At 72.5% G+C, this 18495-nt stretch carries 18 protein-coding genes; 9 read left to right on the top strand and 9 right to left on the bottom strand.

Annotated features, from left to right (window positions below; translation table 11 throughout):
- Positions 1-33 precede the first annotated feature (33 nt).
- From ACE7GA_RS04730 to ACE7GA_RS04710, 5 genes are all read left to right on the top strand, one after another.
- Positions 34-882, top strand: coding sequence for a helix-turn-helix domain-containing protein (locus tag ACE7GA_RS04730; RefSeq protein WP_376096359.1), 849 nt, complete (start codon positions 34-36; stop codon positions 880-882).
- Between the two features lie 477 nt (positions 883-1359).
- The gene (aqpZ, locus tag ACE7GA_RS04725) at positions 1360-2139 is read left to right on the top strand and encodes an aquaporin Z (RefSeq protein ID WP_376096356.1); all 780 of its coding nucleotides are present in this window, start codon (positions 1360-1362) and stop codon (positions 2137-2139) included.
- 220 nt (positions 2140-2359) lie between these two features.
- Positions 2360-4672 (top strand): mechanosensitive ion channel family protein, encoded by a 2313-nt coding sequence (locus ACE7GA_RS04720; protein ID WP_376096353.1) that lies wholly within the window; start codon positions 2360-2362, stop codon positions 4670-4672.
- Positions 4673-4854: 182 nt separating this feature from the next.
- Complete coding sequence (locus tag ACE7GA_RS04715; RefSeq protein WP_376096350.1) at positions 4855-6258, top strand: amidohydrolase family protein; 1404 nt, start codon at positions 4855-4857, stop codon at positions 6256-6258.
- Positions 6258-6467, top strand: coding sequence for a hypothetical protein (locus tag ACE7GA_RS04710; protein WP_376096347.1), 210 nt, complete (start codon positions 6258-6260; stop codon positions 6465-6467). The genes ACE7GA_RS04715 and ACE7GA_RS04710 overlap by 1 nt, the downstream gene beginning before the upstream one ends.
- Before the next feature lie 59 nt (positions 6468-6526).
- Here the strand turns inward: ACE7GA_RS04710 and ACE7GA_RS04705 are convergent, their stop codons facing one another.
- Positions 6527-7423, bottom strand: a complete 897-nt coding sequence (locus tag ACE7GA_RS04705) for a cation transporter (protein WP_376096344.1) — start codon at positions 7421-7423, stop codon at positions 6527-6529.
- Between the two features lie 312 nt (positions 7424-7735).
- On the opposite strand from ACE7GA_RS04705, the gene ACE7GA_RS04700 reads away from it, so the two are divergent.
- The 3 genes from ACE7GA_RS04700 to ACE7GA_RS04690 all read left to right on the top strand — a co-directional run bounded on the left by ACE7GA_RS04700 (position 7736) and on the right by ACE7GA_RS04690 (position 9319).
- Complete coding sequence (locus tag ACE7GA_RS04700; RefSeq protein ID WP_376096341.1) at positions 7736-8011, top strand: hypothetical protein; 276 nt, start codon at positions 7736-7738, stop codon at positions 8009-8011.
- A 125-nt stretch (positions 8012-8136) separates the two neighbouring features.
- Positions 8137-8442 (top strand): 50S ribosomal protein L28, encoded by a 306-nt coding sequence (gene rpmB, locus ACE7GA_RS04695; RefSeq protein ID WP_376096338.1) that lies wholly within the window; start codon positions 8137-8139, stop codon positions 8440-8442.
- 109 nt (positions 8443-8551) lie between these two features.
- Positions 8552-9319 carry a sensor histidine kinase gene (locus ACE7GA_RS04690; protein ID WP_376096335.1) on the top strand — a complete coding sequence of 256 codons (768 nt, stop codon included), beginning with the start codon at positions 8552-8554 and terminating at the stop codon, positions 9317-9319.
- A 36-nt stretch (positions 9320-9355) separates the two neighbouring features.
- Here ACE7GA_RS04690 and ACE7GA_RS04685 read toward each other — a convergent pair whose 3' ends face one another.
- The 6 genes from ACE7GA_RS04685 to ACE7GA_RS04660 form a co-directional block, all read right to left on the bottom strand.
- Positions 9356-9628: a hypothetical protein gene (locus tag ACE7GA_RS04685; protein WP_376100099.1), complete on the bottom strand. Its 273-nt coding sequence runs from the start codon at positions 9626-9628 to the stop codon at positions 9356-9358.
- 44 nt (positions 9629-9672) lie between these two features.
- Positions 9673-10296 (bottom strand): esterase-like activity of phytase family protein, encoded by a 624-nt coding sequence (locus ACE7GA_RS04680; RefSeq protein ID WP_376096332.1) that lies wholly within the window; start codon positions 10294-10296, stop codon positions 9673-9675.
- A gap of 269 nt (positions 10297-10565) precedes the next feature.
- Entirely contained in the window at positions 10566-12437 is a 1872-nt protein-coding gene (gene cobT, locus ACE7GA_RS04675; protein WP_376096329.1) for a cobaltochelatase subunit CobT, read from the bottom strand.
- 180 nt (positions 12438-12617) lie between these two features.
- Positions 12618-13256, bottom strand: a complete 639-nt coding sequence (locus ACE7GA_RS04670) for a glutathione S-transferase family protein (RefSeq protein WP_376096326.1) — start codon at positions 13254-13256, stop codon at positions 12618-12620.
- 7 nt (positions 13257-13263) lie between these two features.
- Complete coding sequence (cobS, locus tag ACE7GA_RS04665) at positions 13264-14271, bottom strand: cobaltochelatase subunit CobS (RefSeq protein WP_376096323.1); 1008 nt, start codon at positions 14269-14271, stop codon at positions 13264-13266.
- 58 nt (positions 14272-14329) lie between these two features.
- Positions 14330-14923 carry a J domain-containing protein gene (locus ACE7GA_RS04660; protein ID WP_376096320.1) on the bottom strand — a complete coding sequence of 198 codons (594 nt, stop codon included), beginning with the start codon at positions 14921-14923 and terminating at the stop codon, positions 14330-14332.
- A gap of 91 nt (positions 14924-15014) precedes the next feature.
- Here ACE7GA_RS04660 and ACE7GA_RS04655 point away from each other — a divergent pair, with 91 nt between their 5' ends.
- Positions 15015-15287, top strand: coding sequence for a BolA family protein (locus ACE7GA_RS04655; RefSeq protein ID WP_376096317.1), 273 nt, complete (start codon positions 15015-15017; stop codon positions 15285-15287).
- Between the two features lie 16 nt (positions 15288-15303).
- On the opposite strand, the gene ACE7GA_RS04650 is transcribed toward ACE7GA_RS04655, so the two are convergent.
- On the bottom strand, positions 15304-16662 hold the full coding sequence (locus ACE7GA_RS04650; RefSeq protein WP_376096314.1) for an HlyD family type I secretion periplasmic adaptor subunit: 1359 nt from the start codon (positions 16660-16662) through the stop codon (positions 15304-15306).
- Positions 16659-18440 carry a type I secretion system permease/ATPase gene (locus ACE7GA_RS04645; protein WP_376096311.1) on the bottom strand — a complete coding sequence of 594 codons (1782 nt, stop codon included), beginning with the start codon at positions 18438-18440 and terminating at the stop codon, positions 16659-16661. Before ACE7GA_RS04645 ends, ACE7GA_RS04650 begins: the two co-directional genes overlap by 4 nt.
- Between the last annotated feature and the right edge of the window lie 55 nt (positions 18441-18495).

The raw sequence follows: 18495 nt of genomic DNA, 5'->3' as shown, positions 1-18495 counted from the left end.
CCCTGGAGCCCGGCGTTCGGGAGAACGTGCCCCGTGACGGCGGCAGCCCACGCCTTCGGCGGCGAGTGGCTCCTCCCCGGGCGGGAGGTGATCGCATGGCGGATCTGGGATCGCTTCGCCGCCGGCGTCTACGAACGCGGGGCCGGGGAAGGGGTCTGGCGCGGCGGCCAGCACCGCCTCGTCTATCCGCTCAATCCCCGTCCACCGATCCTCCTCCAGGTGGATGGGGGCCCGATCGAGCAGCTGCCTTACGCCGAGGACGAAATCCTCGGCTTCTACCCCGCCGGCGCGGCGGTCCGGACCCAGGGCGACAGCTCCCGCTACGCCCAGCTCTGCTGGGACCCGAACCTCTACGGCAGCATCGCCCCCGACCTCCCCGCGCCCCCGAGCCTCGAGCCCGTGATCTGCGATGACCCGCTTGTCGGCCAGATCATGCGCACGCTCGTCGCGGAGATCGGGGCCGGCACCCTCGACCGCCTCCTCGCCGAAAGTCTCGTCGCCGCACTCGCCATGCGCATGGCGCACCGCACCGCCGCCAAGGCGCCTGCGACGCCGGACCTGGACCAGCCCCGCCTCCGCCGCGTCCTCGACTATATCGAGGCCAATCTCGGCGCCGACCTGTCCCTCGCCGAACTGGCGGAGGTCGCCTGCCTCAGCCCCTGCCACCTCTCCCGCAGCTTCACCCGCGCCCTGGGCATCGGCCCGCGCCGCTACGCGCAACGGCGGCGCGTCGAGCACGCGAAGGACTTGCTGCGCGGCGCTGACCCCATCGCCACCATCGCCGCCGACCTTGGCTTCGCCGACCAGAGCCATTTTACCAACGTCTTCCGGAAGGAAACGGGGATGACGCCCGGCCGCTTCCGCCGCGGCGCCGCGGGCTGAGGCAGGTCCGCGCGGGGTGGCCTGCGCCAGGATGCAGCGAAGCCCGCGCCGCGGGTCATCCCACGCTGCCGACCGCAACGGCCGTCCGGCGGACGCGCGTCCCGGGGTCGCCGGCCGTCGCCCCTTGCGCGCCACACGACGCCCTGCGCCGAAGCCCTGCTGCGCTCGGCGATCCAGCGCAGCGCCTGGCGTCCGCAAGAACCTGCAAGAACTCCGCAACACCGTCCAAGCGCCGCGGCCCCCCGCCCCGCTACGCCATCCGGACCGACCAGCACCGGATGACGGGGAATGCGGAGGTCCGGAGGGAGAGACGCCGCCGAAGCGATCCGCTGCCTTCGGGCCGCGAACCGCGCCGGCGATCCGGACGACCGCGACGCGCTGATGCGCCGCGCCCTCGCCATTCTCGACGCAACCCGGAATGATCGTCGGCGGGCCAACCGATCCGGGCCGGCCCGGCAAGGGATGGAGGACACGACCATGAACCGCAAGCTTGCGGCGGAGTTCCTGGGCACGCTCTGGCTCGTGCTCGGCGGATGCGGCAGCGCCGTGCTGGCTGCCAAGTTCCCCGAAGTCGGCATCGGCCTCGTCGGCGTCTCGCTCGCCTTCGGGCTCACCGTTCTCACCATGGCCTACGCCATCGGCCATATCTCCGGCTGCCACCTCAATCCGGCAGTCACCCTCGGCCTCGTCGCGGCCGGGCGGTTCCAGGCTAAGGAAGCGCCGGCCTACATCGCGGCGCAGGTCGTCGGCGGCATCGTCGGGGCGGGGCTGCTGTTCCTCATCGCCTCGGGCAAGGTCGGCTTCGACGCGGGCGCCGGCTTCGCGACCAACGGCTACGCCAGCGGGTCGCCCGGCGGCTACGGCACCGCGGCCGCCTTCCTGACGGAGGTCGTGATGACCTTCTTCTTCCTCCTCATCATCCTCGGTGCCACGTCCGAGCGCGCGCCCAAGGGCTTCGCCCCCATCGCCATCGGCCTCGGCCTGACGCTCATCCACCTCATCTCGATCCCCGTCACCAACACCTCGGTGAACCCGGCGCGGTCCACGGGCGTGGCGCTCTTCGGCCCGTCCGGCTCGATCCTTCAGCTCTGGATGTTCTGGATCGCCCCGATCGCCGGCGCGGTGCTGGCCGGCATCGTCCATGCCTGGCTCGGTGCCGAGGACAGCGCCGCCGACCGCGACGCCGCCGCCGCGAAGGCCGCGGCCATCGCGCCGGAGGAGCCACTGGCCCCCGCCACCGCGCGCGAGCCGCGCTGACCCGCCGGAGCGAACCGCCCGCCCCGCCGGGGACGGGCTGTCCGCTCCCCGGAGGACCCCGGGGATGCGGGCCTCTCGAGGCCCGACGGGGGCACCCCCGGGGCGCCGGCGCGGGCTTGCCGCCCGCGCCGGCCACCCCACACGAAGAAGTTCCGAAGTCGCACCGATACCGGAACGAAGCTTTCGGAAGAGCCGGGATGCGAGGAGACGAAAGAGCGCCGTGAACCAGGAAAGTCCCATCGCCCGAACCTGTCTCCGGCGAACCCTTCTCCGGATCGTCGCCGTGCTCGTCTTCTGGATCGCGGCGGCGCCCGCCTTCGCCCAGTCCACCTGGACCGGCACCTGGGACACCCGCTGGCGCGGCGGCGGGGCCATCCTCGACCTGCGCCAGGACGGCAGCCGGGTCACCGGCACCTACCCGCTCTACGGCGGCACCGTGGAGGCGGAGGTCCGCGGCCGCGACCTCGAAGGCCGCTGGCAGGAAGGCGACCGCTTCGGCCGCTTCCTGTTCGTGCAGTCGGAAGACGGCGCCTCCTTCATGGGCCGCTTCGACACCGGCGAATGGTGGACCGGCGGCCGTGTCGGCACCGCCAATGCCCGCCTGGTCGTGGACCAGGGCACGCCACGCCGGGCCATGCGTACCTTCCTCGCCGCGGCCAACCGCGCCCGCGCCGGCGACGTGGAGGCCTGGGGCGCCGCCGCCGCCGTGGTCGACTTCGGGGAGGCCGGCCGCTCCCTCCGCCCGGGTCAGCGCCTTGCCGCGGCCCAGGCGCTCGCCGACGCGCTGGACCTCACGACCTTCCGCCTCTGGTCCATCCCCGGCCGCTCCGCCGCGGGGGACGACGTGGAGGTTGAGCTCCCCCAGGCCGGGACCGAAGTCGAACTTCCGCTCTCCTTCCGCCGACGCGACGGGCGCTGGTCCATCCTGAACCCGCCCGCCGAGGCGCTGGAGGCGCGGGTCCGAGCCCTGCGGGCCGCCCGCGGCGGCGCCCCGCCACCGGCCGACGCCTACCTCTCCCTCCGCAGCGCCCGCGACGTCTTCCTGACCCTGCTCGACCGCCGCGCACCGGAAGCCGCCCGCCTCGCCGCCTTCGACCTCTCCGGCATCGCCGAGCCGGTCCGCGTGCACGAGGGGAACCTTGCCGCCGAATACCTGCGCCAGATCCTCCTGCGCATCGGCCCCGTGCTGCCGACCGAAGTGCCCGACGACCCCGCGGCCACCCAGCCCTACGTCCATTTCGAGCACCCGGCCGGCCGCATCGCCGTCACCCGCGACCCCACCGCGACCAACCCGGGGGACCCGCCGCGCTGGCGCGTGTCGCGCGAGACCGTCGCGTCCCTCCGCGCCCTCTACGCGGCGTCCGAGGCCATCCCGCCGGACCCGGAAGCAGCGAGCGCCGCGCCGCGCCCCACCGGCTTCTTCGCGCTCCGCGAACGGATCGGCGGCGTCGCCCCGGCCCTCCTCTCCCGCGTCGGCCCGGTCGAGGCCTGGCAGATCGTCGGCATCCTCCTCCTGCTGCCGATCGGCTGGTTCGCCGGCTACCTCCTCGCCTGGCCCGCCGTCGCCGGACTGCGCTGGGCGACCGCCGCGTCGCGGGAGGACGCGTCGCCCCTCCGCTGGCCCGTGCGCCTCGCCGCGGCCTCGGCGCTGTGGCTCGTCGGCACCGCCCGCCTCGGCCTGCCGGAGGTCGTGCAGGGCACGCTCGTCATCACCTTCACCGTCACCCTCGCGCTTGCGGCGGTCTGGGGCGGGTGGCACCTGATCGACCTCGCGGCGCGGCGGCTGCACGGCGTCGCGTCCCGCAGCAACTCCCAGTTCGACGAGATCATGGTCTCCCTCGTCGCCGGCGCGGCGAAACTCGGCCTCGTCGTCGCCGGGCTGCTCTACCTCGCCGACGCATTCGGGATCCCCGCCGCAGGCGTCGTCGCGGGCCTCGGCGTCGGCGGCATCGCCTTCGCCTTTGCGTCCCGGGAGACGCTGTCCAACGTCTTCGGCGCCGGCATTCTGCTGACCGACCGTCCCTTCCGCCGCGGCGACTGGATCGTCGCCGGCGACGTGAAGGGCACGGTCGAGAAGGTCGGTATCCGCTCCACCCGCGTCCGGACGTCGGATGACAGCCTCGTCGTCGTCCCCAACGGCAAGCTGGCCGACGCCACCATCAACAACCTGGGCACCCGTCGGCACCGCCTCGCGAACGGCAAGGTCACGATCGGCTGGACCGCGACGCCCGCGCAGGTGGACGACTTCGTCGAAGGCGTGCGCGAGATCCTTGCCACCCGCGGCGACGTGGCGCAGGGCCGCACTCAGGCCGGCGCGACCGGCCTCGGCACCGACGGCGTGGAGGTGGAGTTCAGCGCCTACCTTGCCGCTGCGACGGCGACGGAAGAGCGCGCGGCGAAGCACGCCATCCTCCGCGACGTGTTGGCGCTTGCGCACCGCCTGAGCCTGCCGGCCTGCGACCCGCCCGCCGCGCCCGACATTCGCTGGGCCGCGTTGCTCCGGCCGGAACGCACCGCCTCCGCTGCGGATTGAACGAGGGGACCGGGCGGATCCCGCTTCCGCCCGGTCGGTGCCACGCCGTATCGTTCCCTGACAACCCGGGGTTGCGCGGCCCGGGACGGGGGATGCCATGCGCTTCGGCAACCAGCATCGCGGGCGGCCGGCGACGCTGTCCTGCACGACCGCGAGGCCGGGGGCACGATGCCGGGGGCGTGATGCCGGGGGACGCCGCCGACTGCGCCTGCTGCGGCCCCGCCGCGCGCGCAGCCACCGCGCGCCTCACCGCCGAGATGTCGCGCCGCGGCTTCCTCGCCGGCCTCGCAGCCATCGCCCCGGCCGCCGCCGGCGCGCAGGCTCCGTCAGACGCCCCGCAACGCCCGATCCTGCTGACGAACATCCGCCTGTTCGACGGCACCGAACGCCGCCTGCGCGAAGGCGTCGCAGTCCTCGTCCGCGGCAACCGCATCGAGGGCCTGCCGCGCCGGGGCGAACCCGTCGCCGAGGCGCAGGTGATGGACTGCGGCGGCCGCCTCCTCATGCCCGGGCTGATCGACGCGCACTGGCACGCCTTGATGTGCGCCCTGCCGCAGGTCGTGCTGCTGACCGCCGACGTCGCCTTCGTCCACCTCGTCGCCGCGCGGGAGGCGGAGCGAACGCTGATGCGCGGCTTCACCACCACACGCGACGCGGCGGGGCCTGCTTTCGTCCGGAAGCGGGCGATCGACGGCGGCCTCTTCCCCGGGCCGCGCATCCACCCCTCCGGCGCGATGATCTCCCAGACCTCCGGCCACGGCGACTTCCGCCTCCGCCACGAGGTGCCGCGCCAGCGCCCCGCCTACACCGAAATGCAGGGCGTCGGCGCCATCGCCGACGGAGAGGCCGAGGTACTCCGCAGCGTGCGGGAGCAGCTCCTCCTCGGCGCGACGCAGATCAGGTTGGCCGGGGGCGGGGGCATCGCATCTGACTACGACCCGATTGACGTCGTGCAATTCACCGAAGCCGAGCTCCGCGCCGCGGTGGCAGCCGCGTCGGATTGGGGCACCTACGTCATGATCCACGTCTACACGCCCGTGGGTATCCAGCGCGCCATCCGCGCCGGCGTGCACTGCATCAAGCACGGGCAACTCGCCGACGCGGAATCCGCCCGCATGATGGTGGGGGAGGGGACCTGGTGGAGCCTCCAGCCCTTCCTCGCCGACGAGGATGCGAACGAGCGCGCGACGCCCGAGGCCGCCGCGAAGGGCCGGGAGGTCGCGCGCGGGACCGTCAACGCCTTCGAGATGGTCAAGCGCTTCAACCTGAAGATGGCCTGGGGCACGGACATCCTCTTCTCGCCGCAACTCCTGCCGTTCCAGGGCCGGCAGCTCGCGAAGATGACACGCTTCTTCGACCCGCTGGAGATCCTCTCCATCGCCACTGCCCGCAACGGGGAGCTGCTGCGGATGTCTGGCCCGCGCGACCCCCATGGCGGCCCGCTCGGTGTCATCGCACCAAGCGCGCTTGCCGACATCCTCGTTGCCGACGGCGATCCGACGCGGCGCCTCGACTTCTTCATGAACCCGTCCGAGACGCTCCGCGTCATCATAAAGGACGGCCGTCTTCACAAGAACACGCTGTGATGCGCCGCATCGCCCTTGCCATCGCGGTCCACCTCGCCGCCGGCACGGCGCGCGCGCAGGACACCGCGCCGCCACCCGACGCGGGCTGGCGTGGCCAGGTCACGCCCTACCCCTGGCTCATCGCCGTCGGCGGCGCGATCCAGCCGCGGGACGGCCTGCCGACCTTCGACGCCAGCCTGCCGCTCCTCGGCCTCACCTACCCCTTCTGACCACCCGCCGCGTCATGCTCGGCCGTCCCTGCGCCGCGCATCACCCGCGCAGCGCCGCCTCACGCCCCAACCGGCGTGACCCGCACCTCCGCGCCGGGGATGAGCGCCGTCACGTCGGCCCGCACCTCCTCCACCACCCCCTGCACCGACCCCATCGTCCGCTCCGGCGCAAAACCCGGCGCGACCTCGACCACCGGCGTATCCCCGATCGTCCGCGACCTCACGGAGACCAGGCTCTCATAGGCGTGGAAGCGCTGCGCCAGCACGCGGTTGATCGCCGCCTGGCTCTCCTCGTCCAGCGTGCGATCCAGCAGGGAGGGCAACGATCGCCGCCACATCGTTACCGCCAGCTCGATCGTCACCACCGACACGAAGGCTGCGCCGATCACCGCCGCAGCCACCACCACAGGGGAATCCCCGACTACCGCTTGCACGACGAGCAAGACGGGCACGAGCGCCGAGGACACGGTCTTCGTCAGCCGCGACCGGATCTGCCCCCCATGATGAGCGAGGTCCCGCCCCGCCCGCCACAGCCCCAGGAAGGCAAGCCCGTTCTGCACGAGGTTCGCGGCCCCGACCGCGGCCGCGAAGACCAGCCCCGGCCCCGGGTGCTCCGACGGGTTGCCCCAGGTGTCGAAGGCGCCGACCGCGACCCAGACGCCTGCCAGCCCCATCGCCGTGCCGGTCACCCGGTTGCCGAACTGCTCCAGCTTCGCGATGCCGTAGTCGAAGCGGTGGACGCGCCCGCGGTGGATCCGCCGCATCAGGATCAGCAGCAGGAACTCCAGCGCCATCAGCAGCGCGCCGCGCAGCGTCTCCGCGAGCATCGTCAGCGAATTGGCCCGGAGCGCCGCGGCCACGATGGCCACCAGCATCACGCAGTCCGAACCGAGGGCGAGGACGATCGAGCGCTCCCGTGCCGCGGCGTCCGGTCCGATGCTGGGCTGCGATGGCACCGGCGCATCTTTCGCCGTTTCCCGCCCGCCGGGCGACGTGACGCGGGACCGCCGCTCACGCCGACGTGACTGGCTATGCTGCACCGCAGCATTACGTGGAGGTCATCAGGGAGGAACAACACGGAGACACCTCCCATGCTGATCCTGGCCGCCCTGATCCTCGCCTGCCTCGCGGCTTCCGTCGTGACTGCGCGGGCCGTCGCCCGCTTCCCCGCGGTGCAGCACCGCCCAGGCCCCGTCGGGACCTGAGGCCGGACCCTTCCCGTCGCCCGCAACCCCGCCCATCTGCGCGGGGCAACGAGGAGTGACGGGATGGCGTCCGACCAGCTAGGCGCAGACCAGCCGAAGAACCTCGGCGACGACGCGCCGCAGGACCTGAGCCATGCCGGCTCCGTCACCGACAAGGCGATCGAGTACATGATCGAGCAGGGCATCGCCCCGATCTCCATCGCCTCCGCCCTCCTCGGTGGCGCGCTCGGCCTCATGGCGAAGACGATGGAGGACCGCGCGATCGCCAACGTCCTCCGCTCCGCCCTCGCCTCGGTCGAGGGCGGGGAGCTCCGGTCCATGCGCGACGGCAACGCCTGAGGCGTCCCCCGCCCCGCCTCCCTTTCGCCTCGCCTTGACTCGCCGACCCCGCCCGGCCATACGCCCCGCCTCATCCCGCGCCGCCCGCCGCGTCTCCGCGCGGCCACTGCCCAAGGTCATCCATCATGTCCCGCCGCTGCGCCATCACCGGCAAGGCCGTCCTGACCGGCAACAACGTCAGCCACGCCAACAACAAGACCCGCCGCCGCTTTCTCCCGAACCTGCAGCAGGCCTCGTTCTTCTCGGACGTGCTGGGCACGCCGGTGCAGATGCGCCTCTCCACCCGTGGCATCCGCACGGTGGAGCACAATGGTGGCCTCGACGCCTTCCTGCTCGGCACGCCCGACCGCAGCCTGCCGGACGAGGCGAAGGTCCTGAAGCGCCGCATCCTGCGCGCCCAGGCCAAGAAGACGGCCTCCGCGGCGGCCTGAACCGCCCATCCCTGACGGGCCGACCGACGGCGCGGGCATCCCCCGCGCCGTGGGCGTTTCAGGCCGGCCCGTTCAGCTTTCGGTAAGCCCTGCCCGGCATGCTGCGCCGATGGCCCTGGACGACGCCCTCCTCGCCGCCTGCGCGCTCGCCCTCGTCGCGGCGGTTCTCGCCGGCGCAAACCTTCTGCGTCGCCTTCGCCGGACCGAAACGGCGCTCGACCACTGCGAAGCCCTCGCCGCCACTCGCGGCCGCTGCCTCGGCCTGCTCGCGCGGGAACTGGAAGCGCCGGCCCTCACACTCCTGAGCCAGGCACCCGAACTCGCGCCACCCCACGCTGCCGCGGTGGACGCGGCCGCCCGGCGCTTCCTCGCCCTGGCCGATGAGGTCAGCGACGTCCTCTCCCTCTCCACCGGGCCACGCCGCCTGGACCCCGTGCGGATCGCCCTCGGGCCCCTGCTCCGGGAAACGCTGGAGGAGGTCGGCCTGATCGGCACCGGCCGCCACTGGCGCATCGCGCCCGAAGCCGAAGCCGCCATTCTTCATGCCGACCGCCGCGCCCTCAAGCGCATCCTGTTCCAGGCCCTGGCGCGTGCGGTCCGGGAAACCCGTCCCTCCGACTGGATCGCCCTTCGCCTCGACCGCACCGAGGACACGGTTGCCCTCGTCGTCGAGGACGAGGGGGCAGGCCTGTCCCCCGGCGACCTCACCGCACCGGGCGGCACGCGCGGGGTCGGCCTCGGCCTCGCCACGGCGCGGGACCTCATGCGCGCCCATGGCGGCGACCTGGTCACGGAAGCCGCCCCGGGCATCGGCGCCCGCACCTGGCTGACCTTCCCCGCCTGGCGCGTGCTGGAGGCCGATCCCGTCCCCGCATAGTGCTCCGGCCCGGCGCTCCGGCCGGCACCTTGCGATCTACGCGCCCGGCCAGACGAAGACGGACAGCAGGCTCCGCTGCAACGGGATCTCGTTGTCGTCGGACAGCACCGCGACCAGCAGCCGCCCGCGGTGGCGGAAGGCGCTGATGCCCTCCCAGTTGTCCGTCGGCAGCGGCGGGCCCAGCAAGGCGACCGTCGCGCCTTCGATCACCCCGTCCCCGATCGGGCCGGGCAGGTGCGCGACGCGCGCGGAGAAGCCCTCGACCCAGGTGAAGCGTCGTTCCAGCACCAGCGCCCCGCCCCCGGGCAGCGGGCAGGCGTCGCTCGGGTCGAAGCCCGGCGCCGCGCGATAGGTCAGCGGGCGCCATCGGCCCGGCCCGCCGATCCAGGCCGCGCGGTGGCCCGGACCCCGCGCTGCGGCACCAACCGCTCGGCCACCGCCAGCCAGCGCCCGTCCGACAGCACCGCCAGCGCTTCGAGGCCCCCATTGTACGGCGCGTCGTCCAGCCCGGGCGGCGACTCCACCACCTCTGCCGGTCCGTCCAGCCGCGGGTAACGCCAGATGCGGTGCGCCCGCTCGAACCCGACGAGCCATCCGCCGTCCGGCAGCGCTGCCAGGCACTCCGCATCCCCCTCTACCCCGCGCCCAAGGCGCCGCCCCAGCGGATCCCGCAGCGCCCCGCCCGCCACGTCCTCCAGCCCCAAGGGCGCCCCGTCCGCCCCGAGCACCAGCCGCGCCCGGAACCACCGTCCGATATCCGTCACCGCATGCAGCGTCAGGTCCTCCGCCACATGAAGCCCGGAGAGTCCCGCGGTCCCCTCCGCCTCCATCACGATCGTCCCGAGCCAGCGAAGGAGGTTCCCCGACCCGTCCTCTCCTTCCCGCAACACGCGTGCCGCGGGACGCACGCCCCGCGTGTCCGCACAGGCCCCGACCAGCGCCGCTATCGCGGCCCGACGCCCGACGCGACGCGGCACGTCAGTGCGGGGAGGGTGTACGGGCGGCGACTCCGGGGAAAGGCTCCGCCTTCCCCCGGACCCCCATCCGCCAGGAGCCTATCCTCCTGGACCTCGATTTATTGAGGGGATGCCCTCGATCGGAGGGTGGGTCGCATACCGCGCAAGCGCGCGTGCGACCCCCCCTCCGATCGAGGGCGTTCAATAGAAGTGGGTCCAGGGGACAAGTCCCCTGGTGGGAGGGGTCCAGGGGAGGGCCAAGCCCTCTCCTGGGGCCACCACCCGTATGCTCACACCAGCACCGGCGCCCGCTCCGCGGCCGCGCGCTGCCACGCCAGGGCCGCGTCCTCGTCGAAGAGTTCGGCGAGCTTCTTCATCATCGTGCCGCCGAGTTCCTCGGCATCCACGATCGTCACGGCGCGGCGGTAGTATCGCGTGACGTCGTGCCCGATGCCGATGGCGATGAGTTCGACGAGTTCTCGCCCCTCGATGTCGTGGATCACCTTGCGCAGGTGCCGTTCGAGGTAGTTGCCGGGGTTCACGGACAGCGTGGAATCGTCCACCGGCGCGCCGTCGGAGATGACCATCAGGATGCGCCGGTGCTCCGCGCGCGCGAGGAGCCGGCGGTAGGCCCAGTCCAGGGCCTCCCCGTCGATGTTCTCCTTCAGCAGCCCCTCGCGCAGCATCAGCCCGAGGTTCTTCCGCGCCCGCCGCCACGGCGCGTCGGCCGACTTGTAGATGACGTGCCGGAGGTCGTTCAGGCGCCCGGGGTTGCGCGGCTTGCCGTCCTGCACCCAGCGTTCCCGCGACTGTCCGCCCTTCCAGGCGCGCGTGGTGAACCCGAGGATTTCCACCTTCACGCCGCAGCGTTCCAGCGTGCGCGCGAGGATGTCGCAGCACATCGCGGCCACCGTGATGGGCCGCCCGCGCATGGAACCGGAATTGTCGATCAGCAGCGTGACGACGGTGTCGCGGAAATCCGCCTCGCGTTCCCGCTTGTAGGAAAGCGCGAGCATCGGGTTGACGACGATGCGCGCGAGCCGTGACGCATCGAGCATCCCCTCCTCCAGGTCGAACTCCCAGGCCCGCTGCTGCTGCGCCATGAGCCGCCGCTGCAGGCGGTTCGCGAGCTTCGAGACGACGCCCTGCAGATGCGACAGCTGCTGGTCCAGCTGCTGCCGCAGCCGCGACAGCTCGTCGGCGTCGCAGAGGTCCGCCGCGTCCGTCTCCTCATCGAACTGCCGGATGTAGGCCCGGTACAGCGAGGCATCGTCGGTCTGCGGCACCTCCTTGCGCTGCTGCGGGCCGCCCGGACGGTCCTCGCCCTCGGCCGCGGCGCCGTCCTCCTCCTCGCCCTCGGAATCCTCCTCGCCGGCGTCGCCCTGGGTCTGCTCGGGCTGCGCGCCCATGAGTGACTCCTGGTCCTGCGGGCGGCTCTCGCCCTCGCCGGACTGGTCCTGCGCGCCGGAGGTCTCGGTGCCCTCGTCCTCCTGGTCCTGCGACTCCTCGCTCTGCGCCTCGACCTCGGCCTCCGCCAGGTCGAGCGCCGTCAGCAGCTTCCGCGCGGCCCGCGCATAGGCGTCCTGGTCGTCCGCCGCCGAGGCCATCTCGTCGAGCGCCGTATCAGCCTTCTCGCCGAGCGTGTCCCGCCACAGGTCCAGCACGCGCTTCGCTGCCGCCGGCGCCGGATCCCCGGTCAGCCGCTCGCGCGCGAGGAGGGACAGCGCCGCCGGCAGCGGCAACTGGTCCTTCCGCGTCATGCGGTCGTAGCCCTCGGCCTCCGCCTGCTCGGACAGCCGCGCCCGCAGGTTGGCCGCGACTCCCGACATGACCTTGCCGCCGACCGCCTCGACCCGCGCCTGTTCCAGCGCGTCGAAGACCTCCCGCGCCTCACGCCGGGTGGGGATGCGGGCCTCGTGCGTCCTCTCGTCGTGGTGCCGCAGGCGGAGCGCCACGGAATCGGCAGCACCGCGCAGCCGCGCCATCTCGGCCGGCGGCAGGGCCCGCGTCGGCAGCGGCAGCCGCGCGCGCTTGCCGGACAGGCCCGACGGCCCCGGCTGATAGGCCACCTGCACGTCGGTGGATCGCGCGATGGCCCGAAGCGCGCCGGCGGTGGCGCGCTTGAAGTCTTCCTGCCGCGTCGTGTCCTTGGAACCGCTCATGCCGATATCCCTAGGGCAGATCGCGGGACTGCGGAACGCCCGAACGCGTGAATCCAGACTTGGGGCCGCCGTCGCGCCGGGTCGCGGAGGCGCGGGCCAGACCCACTTATCGACGGGTCCGGCCCATCATCGGAGGGCATATTCAACATGCCGGGCGAGTCCGCCCGGCGCGGATCCGGACTAGGCCGGTACGTCCTCGCGGGCGAGCGCCCGTTGGCGCGCCGGCCGCGCCTCCATCTCCGCGAGGTAGCGCGAGACATTCGGGCCGGGCTGAAGCATTCCCCAGCCCACGACCCATGCCAGCAGGGCGCCGACCATCACATCCGCGGCCGAGAAATGGCTGCCCAGGAGCCACGGCCCACGCGCCAGTGCTCCCTCGACGCGTGCCACCGCTTCGGAGAAGGCTGGCCACCCCAATGCCGAGGCCGGGGCCGTCTTCGCCCGGGGGAAGGCCTGGTCGGCCATTGCCGGTTCCAGCACTCCGTTGGCGTAGGCCATCCAGGTTGCGTAGGACGCCCGCGCGCGGGTCCCGACGGCCGGCGCCAGCCTCGCCTCGGGCAGCAGGTCGGCCAGGTAGGCGCAGATCGCCGCGCTCTCCGTGATGATCACGTCGCCCCAGGCGCCCTCCGGCCCCCGGTCCTCCAGCGTCGGGACCTTCCCGTGCGGGTTCTTCAGCAGGTAGTCGTCCCGCTTGTGCGTGCCCTGCGCCAGCGAGTGCCATACAAGATCGTAGGGCGCCGACGCTTCCTCGAGCAGCCAAAGGATGCGCCCGGACCGGGACCGGGGCGCGTGATGCAGGAGGAAGCGCGGCTCCGTCATCGCACCACTACTTCTTCACGTAGAGCCCCGTCGGGATCTCCTCGTTGAAGCAGCGCTGGTAGTATTCGGCGACGGTCGAACGCTCGGCCTCGTCGCACTTGTTCAGGAAGGTCAGGCGGAAGGAAAAGCCCACGTCGCCGAAGATCTTCGCGTTCTCCGCCCAGGTGATGACCGTGCGCGGCGACATGACCGTCGAGATGTCGCCCGCGATGAAGCCCGCGCGCGTCAGGTCCGCCAGCGCCACCATCGCCTCGACCTGCTTGCGCATGGCCTTGTCGCCCTCGGCGATGCCGAGCTTCGCCATCACGATCGCCGTCTCCTGCGCGTGCGGCAGGTAGTTCAGGGTCGCCACGATGTTCCAGCGGTCCATCTGGCCCTGATTGATCTGCTGGGTGCCGTGATACAGGCCGGTGGTGTCGCCGAGGCCCACCGTGTTCGCCGTCGCGAACAACCGGAAGGACGGGTTGGGCCGGATCACCCGGTTCTGGTCCAGCAGGGTCAGCTTGCCCTCGACCTCCAGCACGCGCTGGATGACGAACATCACGTCCGGGCGGCCCGCGTCGTACTCGTCGAAGACGAGCGCGCAGGGGTGCTGCAGCGCCCAGGGCAGGATCCCCTCGCGGAACTCGGTGACCTGCTTGCCCTCCTTCAGCACGATCGCGTCCTTGCCGACGAGGTCAATGCGGGAGATGTGGCTGTCGAGGTTGATGCGGATGCACGGCCAGTTCAGCCGTGCCGCCACCTGCTCGATATGCGTGGACTTGCCGGTGCCGTGGTAGCCCTGGACCATAACGCGCCGATTGAACGCGAAGCCCGCGAGGATTGCGAGCGTCGTGTCCTTGTCGAACCGATAGGCCTGGTCGACCTCCGGCACGTGGTCCGCACGCTGGGAGAAGGCAGGGACGACCATGTCGGTGTCGATCCCGAAGACCTCGCGCACCTTCACCGACGTATCGGGCGTCTGCGGCAGCGCCTCCGGCGTGACGGGGCGGGCGAGGGTGGCGACGTCGTTCATGCGGCGGTTCCGTTCGTCTCGTGCGCCGCTTGCGGAATGTTCGCCGCGGCGGCGTGCGTCAGGCGGCCTGGCTCGGTTGCGGCTGCGGCAACGTAGCAAGCCGCTTCCGGATGAGGCTGTACGCCCGGTTAATGTCCTTCAGACGATCCTCGGCGGATTTGTCGCCACCGGTCACGTCGGGGTGATAGCGCTTCGCGAGTTCCTTGTACCGCGCACGCAGCCCGTCCTCGTCGATCGGCCAGCCGAGCCCCATCACGTCGAGCGCGGCGCGCAGTTCCGGCGGCGCATCGCGCGCCGTCTTCTTCGGCGTCGGCTTCACGTCCGAGAACAGGCCGAGCGGATCGCGCAGCACCTCCGGCCCGACCCGCGCCTTCTGGCCCAGGCGCCCGAGCGGCCAGGTCGGCCGCTGCCAGCCCGTGTCTTCCTTCAGGTTCTTCTCGATCTCTTCCGGAGACATGCCCCGGTAGAAGTCCCAGGCTTCGTTGTAGGCGCGGACGTGCTCGAGACAGAAATGATAGTAGTCGCGAATGCGAGACCGGTCGCGCGGGGCGCGGAACTCACCCACCGCCTCGCAGCCCGGCGCGTCGCAGAGGCGCGGGGCGGAGCCGGCGGTGACGGTAGGGCGGTGCAGCGAACTGCCTCGGCGGGCCATGACAGCCCGGTTATGGGCGCGCTTTCCCCTCGGGGCAAGGCAGGTTTTCCGCACTTCACCCCTGCACGGAAAGCGATAAAACCTTGACTACATGGAGAATCGAGCAGACCGCGTCCGCACCGCCCTCCTCGCCGCCTTCCCGGGCGCCGAGGTCGCGATCCGCGACGACAGCCACCGCCACGCCGGCCATGCCGGCGCCCGCCCCGAAGGCGAGACGCACTACGCCGTCCGCGTCGTCACCCCGGCCTTCGGCGGCATGAACCGCGTCGCGCGGTCCCGCGCCGTACACGCCGCGCTGGCCGCCGAATTCGACGCGGGCATGCACGCCCTGCAACTGGAACTGCGCGCCCCCGGGGAAGGGTAGGGGCCCGCCCGCCCCGCTACTGTTCCTTGAACGCCCGGTGGAACGAATCCAGCAGCGGCTGGATCATGTAGCGCAGGAAGGACCGCTCGCCCGTCTTGATCTGCGCCTCGACGGGCATGCCGACGCGCAGTTGCACCTCCGGCAGATGCGCGATCTGGCTCTCGTCCACCCGGATCTGCACCCGGTAGTATTGCTGCCCCGTCCGCTCCTCCGTCGTGACGTCGGATGCGACGACGGCGACCTCGCCGTGGATGTAGGGGATCACGCGCGCCTTGAAGGACGGCAGCCGCATCTCCGCGTGCTGGCCGATCATCACCGTGTCGATGTCGGTCGGCATCACGCGGACTTCGGCGACCAGCCGCTCCCGCGCGGGGATGAGGTCGATCACCGGCTCGCCCGGCCGCACCACAGCTCCCGGGTTGAAGAAGCGGGAGTTCAGCACCGTCCCGTCCTCGGGGGCCGTGATCTCGCGCCGCGCCGAGACGTCGTCGGCCGCGCGCAGCCGCTCCTCCGTCTCCGCCAGTTTCGTCCGCACCTCCCGCGCCTCGGCGGTCACCTCCTGCAGCCGCTGGTCCCGCAGCCCCTTCAGCGCCGACTGCGCCTCGGCGATCTGCGCCCGCGCCCGCTCGGCCTGCGCCGTCAGGTCGGCGATGTTGCCCTCGGCGGACGCGACCTGGCGCTGCAGCGCCAACAGCCGCGGCATCCGCTCGAGCCCCTGGGCCACCAGGTTGCGCACGTCCCGCTCCTCCTGCCGCAGCAGGTCAAGCTGCCGGCGCTGGCTCGCCACCTGCGCATCGGTCGCTGTGATGGAGGCGTTGAACTGCACCATCCGCGCCTCCTGCACCTGCATCCCGCTGCGCAGGCTCGCGTCGCGCGCGGCGAAGAGCAGCCGCTGGCCCTCCAGCGCCTCCCGCGCCCGCAGATCGGTCAGCGAAAGCAGCTCCGGCGCGAAGGCGACGGAGGAGGCGCCGGCGATCTCCGCCTGCGCCCGCGCGTCCTGCGTCATCAGCGACCAGCGCTGGGACCGCAGCGCGTCGCGGTTCGCCGCGGAGGCCACGTCGTCCAGCCGCACGAGCGGCTGCCCCGCCCGCACCTGGTCCCCGTCGCGCACGAGGATCTCGCGGATGATCCCGCCTTCGAGGTGGGCGATGATCCGCCGGTTGTTCTCGTTCCGCAGCACGCCCGGCGCGATCGCCGCCTCGGACAGCGGTGCCATCGTGGACCATCCGGCGAAGCCCGCCGCGAAGGCGATCAGGGCGAGCATGCCGAGCACCGCCGGCGTGCGGGTCGCGGGCCGCGGCAGGTCGAGGATCGCGGTGCTCCGCGCCGGCTCTTTCGGCGCGGGCACCGCGCTCGCGGGAAGCGTGATGCTCATTCAGCGGCTACCGACTTCGGGCCGGCGACCGCGAGGACGCCCGGCGTGGCAGGGGAAACGCCCGGCGCGGCAGCCGGGGCGGCGGGGCGCGGCACCGGCCGCGGCCCGAGCTTGGCAAGAACCTCGGCGCGCGGCCCGAAGGCCTCCGCCGCACCGTCGCGCATCAGCAGCACCTTGTCTGAGGCCGCGACGAGCGCGGGCCGGTGCGAGACGAGGATGACGGTCGTGCCGAGCGCCTTCAGCCGCCCGATGCCCTGAATGAGCCGCGCCTCCGCATCGCCGTCGAGCGACGCGTCGGGCTCGTCGAGCACGACGAGCTTGGGCTTGCCGTAGAGGGCGCGGGCCAGCCCCACCATCTGCTTCTGCCCGCCCGAGAGCCGCACGCCGCCCTCGCCGATCACCGTGGCATACCCGTCCCGCAGCCGCAGGATCGCCTCGTGGCAGCCCGCGAGCTTCGCGGCCTGGTGCGCCTCCTCGACCGTGGCGTCGGGGCGCAGGCGCGAGATGTTCTGGAACACGCTGCCGTCGAACAGTTCGACGTCCTGCGGCAAGTAGCCGATATGCGGCCCGAGCGTCGCCCGGTCCGAGCGGAACAGGTCGGCACCATCCAGCCGCGAGGCCCCGTTCGCCGGCGGCAGCGCGCCCACCAGGAGCCGCAGCAGCGTGGACTTCCCCGCCGCCGAGGGCCCGATGATGGACAGCACCTCCCCCGGCTCCAGAGCGAAGGACACGCCCTTGACGATCGGCGGCTCGCCCGGGAGCCCCCAGACCAGCCGTTCCGCGGAAAACCGCCCCGTCGGCTCGGCCATCGGCAGCGCGTCGGGACGCAGGCGGGGGAGGGACATCATCTCCCGCAGCCGCGAGCGCGCCTGGCGCGCCTGCACCAGCCCCTTCCAGGACCCGATGAGCATCTCCACCGGCGCGAGCGCCCGGCCCATGATGATGGACCCCGCGATCGACGCGCCGCTCGTCAGTTCGTTCCGCAGCACGAGCCAGGCGCCGACGCCGAGCACCGCGAGCTGCAGGGCAAGGCGCACGAACTTCGTGATGCCCGCCAGGACGGACGCCGTATTCGCCGCCCGCTCCTGCAGCGGCGCGCTCTCCGCGACGTCCTCGCGCCAGCGGCGCAGCAGGTCGGGCGACATGCCCATCGTGTCCGCCACTTCCGCGTTGCGCGCGATCGCGTCGGCCTTGCGCTGGGCCGCGATCGAGGCCGTCGCCGCCTCCTTCAGCGGCTTGGCCGTCAGCACCTCGCCCAGCAGCGTCAGCCCAAAGAGCGCCAGCGCCCCGCAAAGCGCGATCCAGCCCATGATCGGGTGCAGCAGGAAAATGACGCCGAGGTAGATCGGCACCCACGGCACGTCGAACATCGCGAGAGCCCCGGGCCCGCCGAGCCAGCCGCGGCAGATCTGGAGGTCCCGCAACGCCTCCATCCGGTAGGGCCGCCCGACGAGGGTCGCGTCCAGCGCCCGGTGGAAGGCCTCGGGCACCATCCGCGCCTCGAGCCAGGTGCCGATCCGCCCCATCACCTGGGACCGGCAGGCATCCAGCAGTGCCAGCAGCCCGACCGCGCCCACCGCGATCACCGTCAGCCACAGCAGCGTGTCGAGGCTCCGTGCTCCGAGCACCCGGTCGAACACCTGCATCATGTACAGCGACACCGTCAGCTGAAGCAGGTTCACCACCGCCGAGAACACGACCGCGACGACGAACGCGCCCCGCGCTACCGAAAGGGCCTTGGCGAGCGGGTCGGGCCCGCGGGGGCGAAGACGCGGCATGAACACGCGATGGGCTCTCCCGGGCGGCGGGACGCATGGCCCCGCCACCTCACTA

Origin of the sequence: Roseomonas sp. CCTCC AB2023176, from assembly GCF_042259275.1 — a bacterium.
In the GTDB taxonomy this organism is placed as follows: Bacteria; Pseudomonadota; Alphaproteobacteria; order Acetobacterales; family Acetobacteraceae; genus Roseomonas.
This window is presented reverse-complemented; position numbering and strand designations above follow the sequence as displayed.

Bases quoted from the DNA above. Each gene is read 5' to 3' on its own strand.
- aqpZ (WP_376096356.1), top strand. From the start codon at position 1,360: ATGAACCGCAAGCTTGCGGCGGAGTTCCTGGGCACGCTCTGGCTCGTG.
- ACE7GA_RS04715 (WP_376096350.1), top strand. From the start codon at position 4,855: ATGCCGGGGGACGCCGCCGACTGCGCCTGCTGCGGCCCCGCCGCGCGC.
- ACE7GA_RS04710 (WP_376096347.1), top strand. From the start codon at position 6,258: ATGCGCCGCATCGCCCTTGCCATCGCGGTCCACCTCGCCGCCGGCACG.
- ACE7GA_RS04700 (WP_376096341.1), top strand. From the start codon at position 7,736: ATGGCGTCCGACCAGCTAGGCGCAGACCAGCCGAAGAACCTCGGCGAC.
- rpmB (WP_376096338.1), top strand. From the start codon at position 8,137: ATGTCCCGCCGCTGCGCCATCACCGGCAAGGCCGTCCTGACCGGCAAC.
- ACE7GA_RS04690 (WP_376096335.1), top strand. From the start codon at position 8,552: ATGGCCCTGGACGACGCCCTCCTCGCCGCCTGCGCGCTCGCCCTCGTC.
- cobT (WP_376096329.1), bottom strand. From the start codon at position 12,437: ATGAGCGGTTCCAAGGACACGACGCGGCAGGAAGACTTCAAGCGCGCC.
- ACE7GA_RS04670 (WP_376096326.1), bottom strand. From the start codon at position 13,256: ATGACGGAGCCGCGCTTCCTCCTGCATCACGCGCCCCGGTCCCGGTCC.
- cobS (WP_376096323.1), bottom strand. From the start codon at position 14,271: ATGAACGACGTCGCCACCCTCGCCCGCCCCGTCACGCCGGAGGCGCTG.
- ACE7GA_RS04660 (WP_376096320.1), bottom strand. From the start codon at position 14,923: ATGGCCCGCCGAGGCAGTTCGCTGCACCGCCCTACCGTCACCGCCGGC.
- ACE7GA_RS04655 (WP_376096317.1), top strand. From the start codon at position 15,015: ATGGAGAATCGAGCAGACCGCGTCCGCACCGCCCTCCTCGCCGCCTTC.
- ACE7GA_RS04650 (WP_376096314.1), bottom strand. From the start codon at position 16,662: ATGAGCATCACGCTTCCCGCGAGCGCGGTGCCCGCGCCGAAAGAGCCG.
- ACE7GA_RS04645 (WP_376096311.1), bottom strand. From the start codon at position 18,440: ATGCCGCGTCTTCGCCCCCGCGGGCCCGACCCGCTCGCCAAGGCCCTT.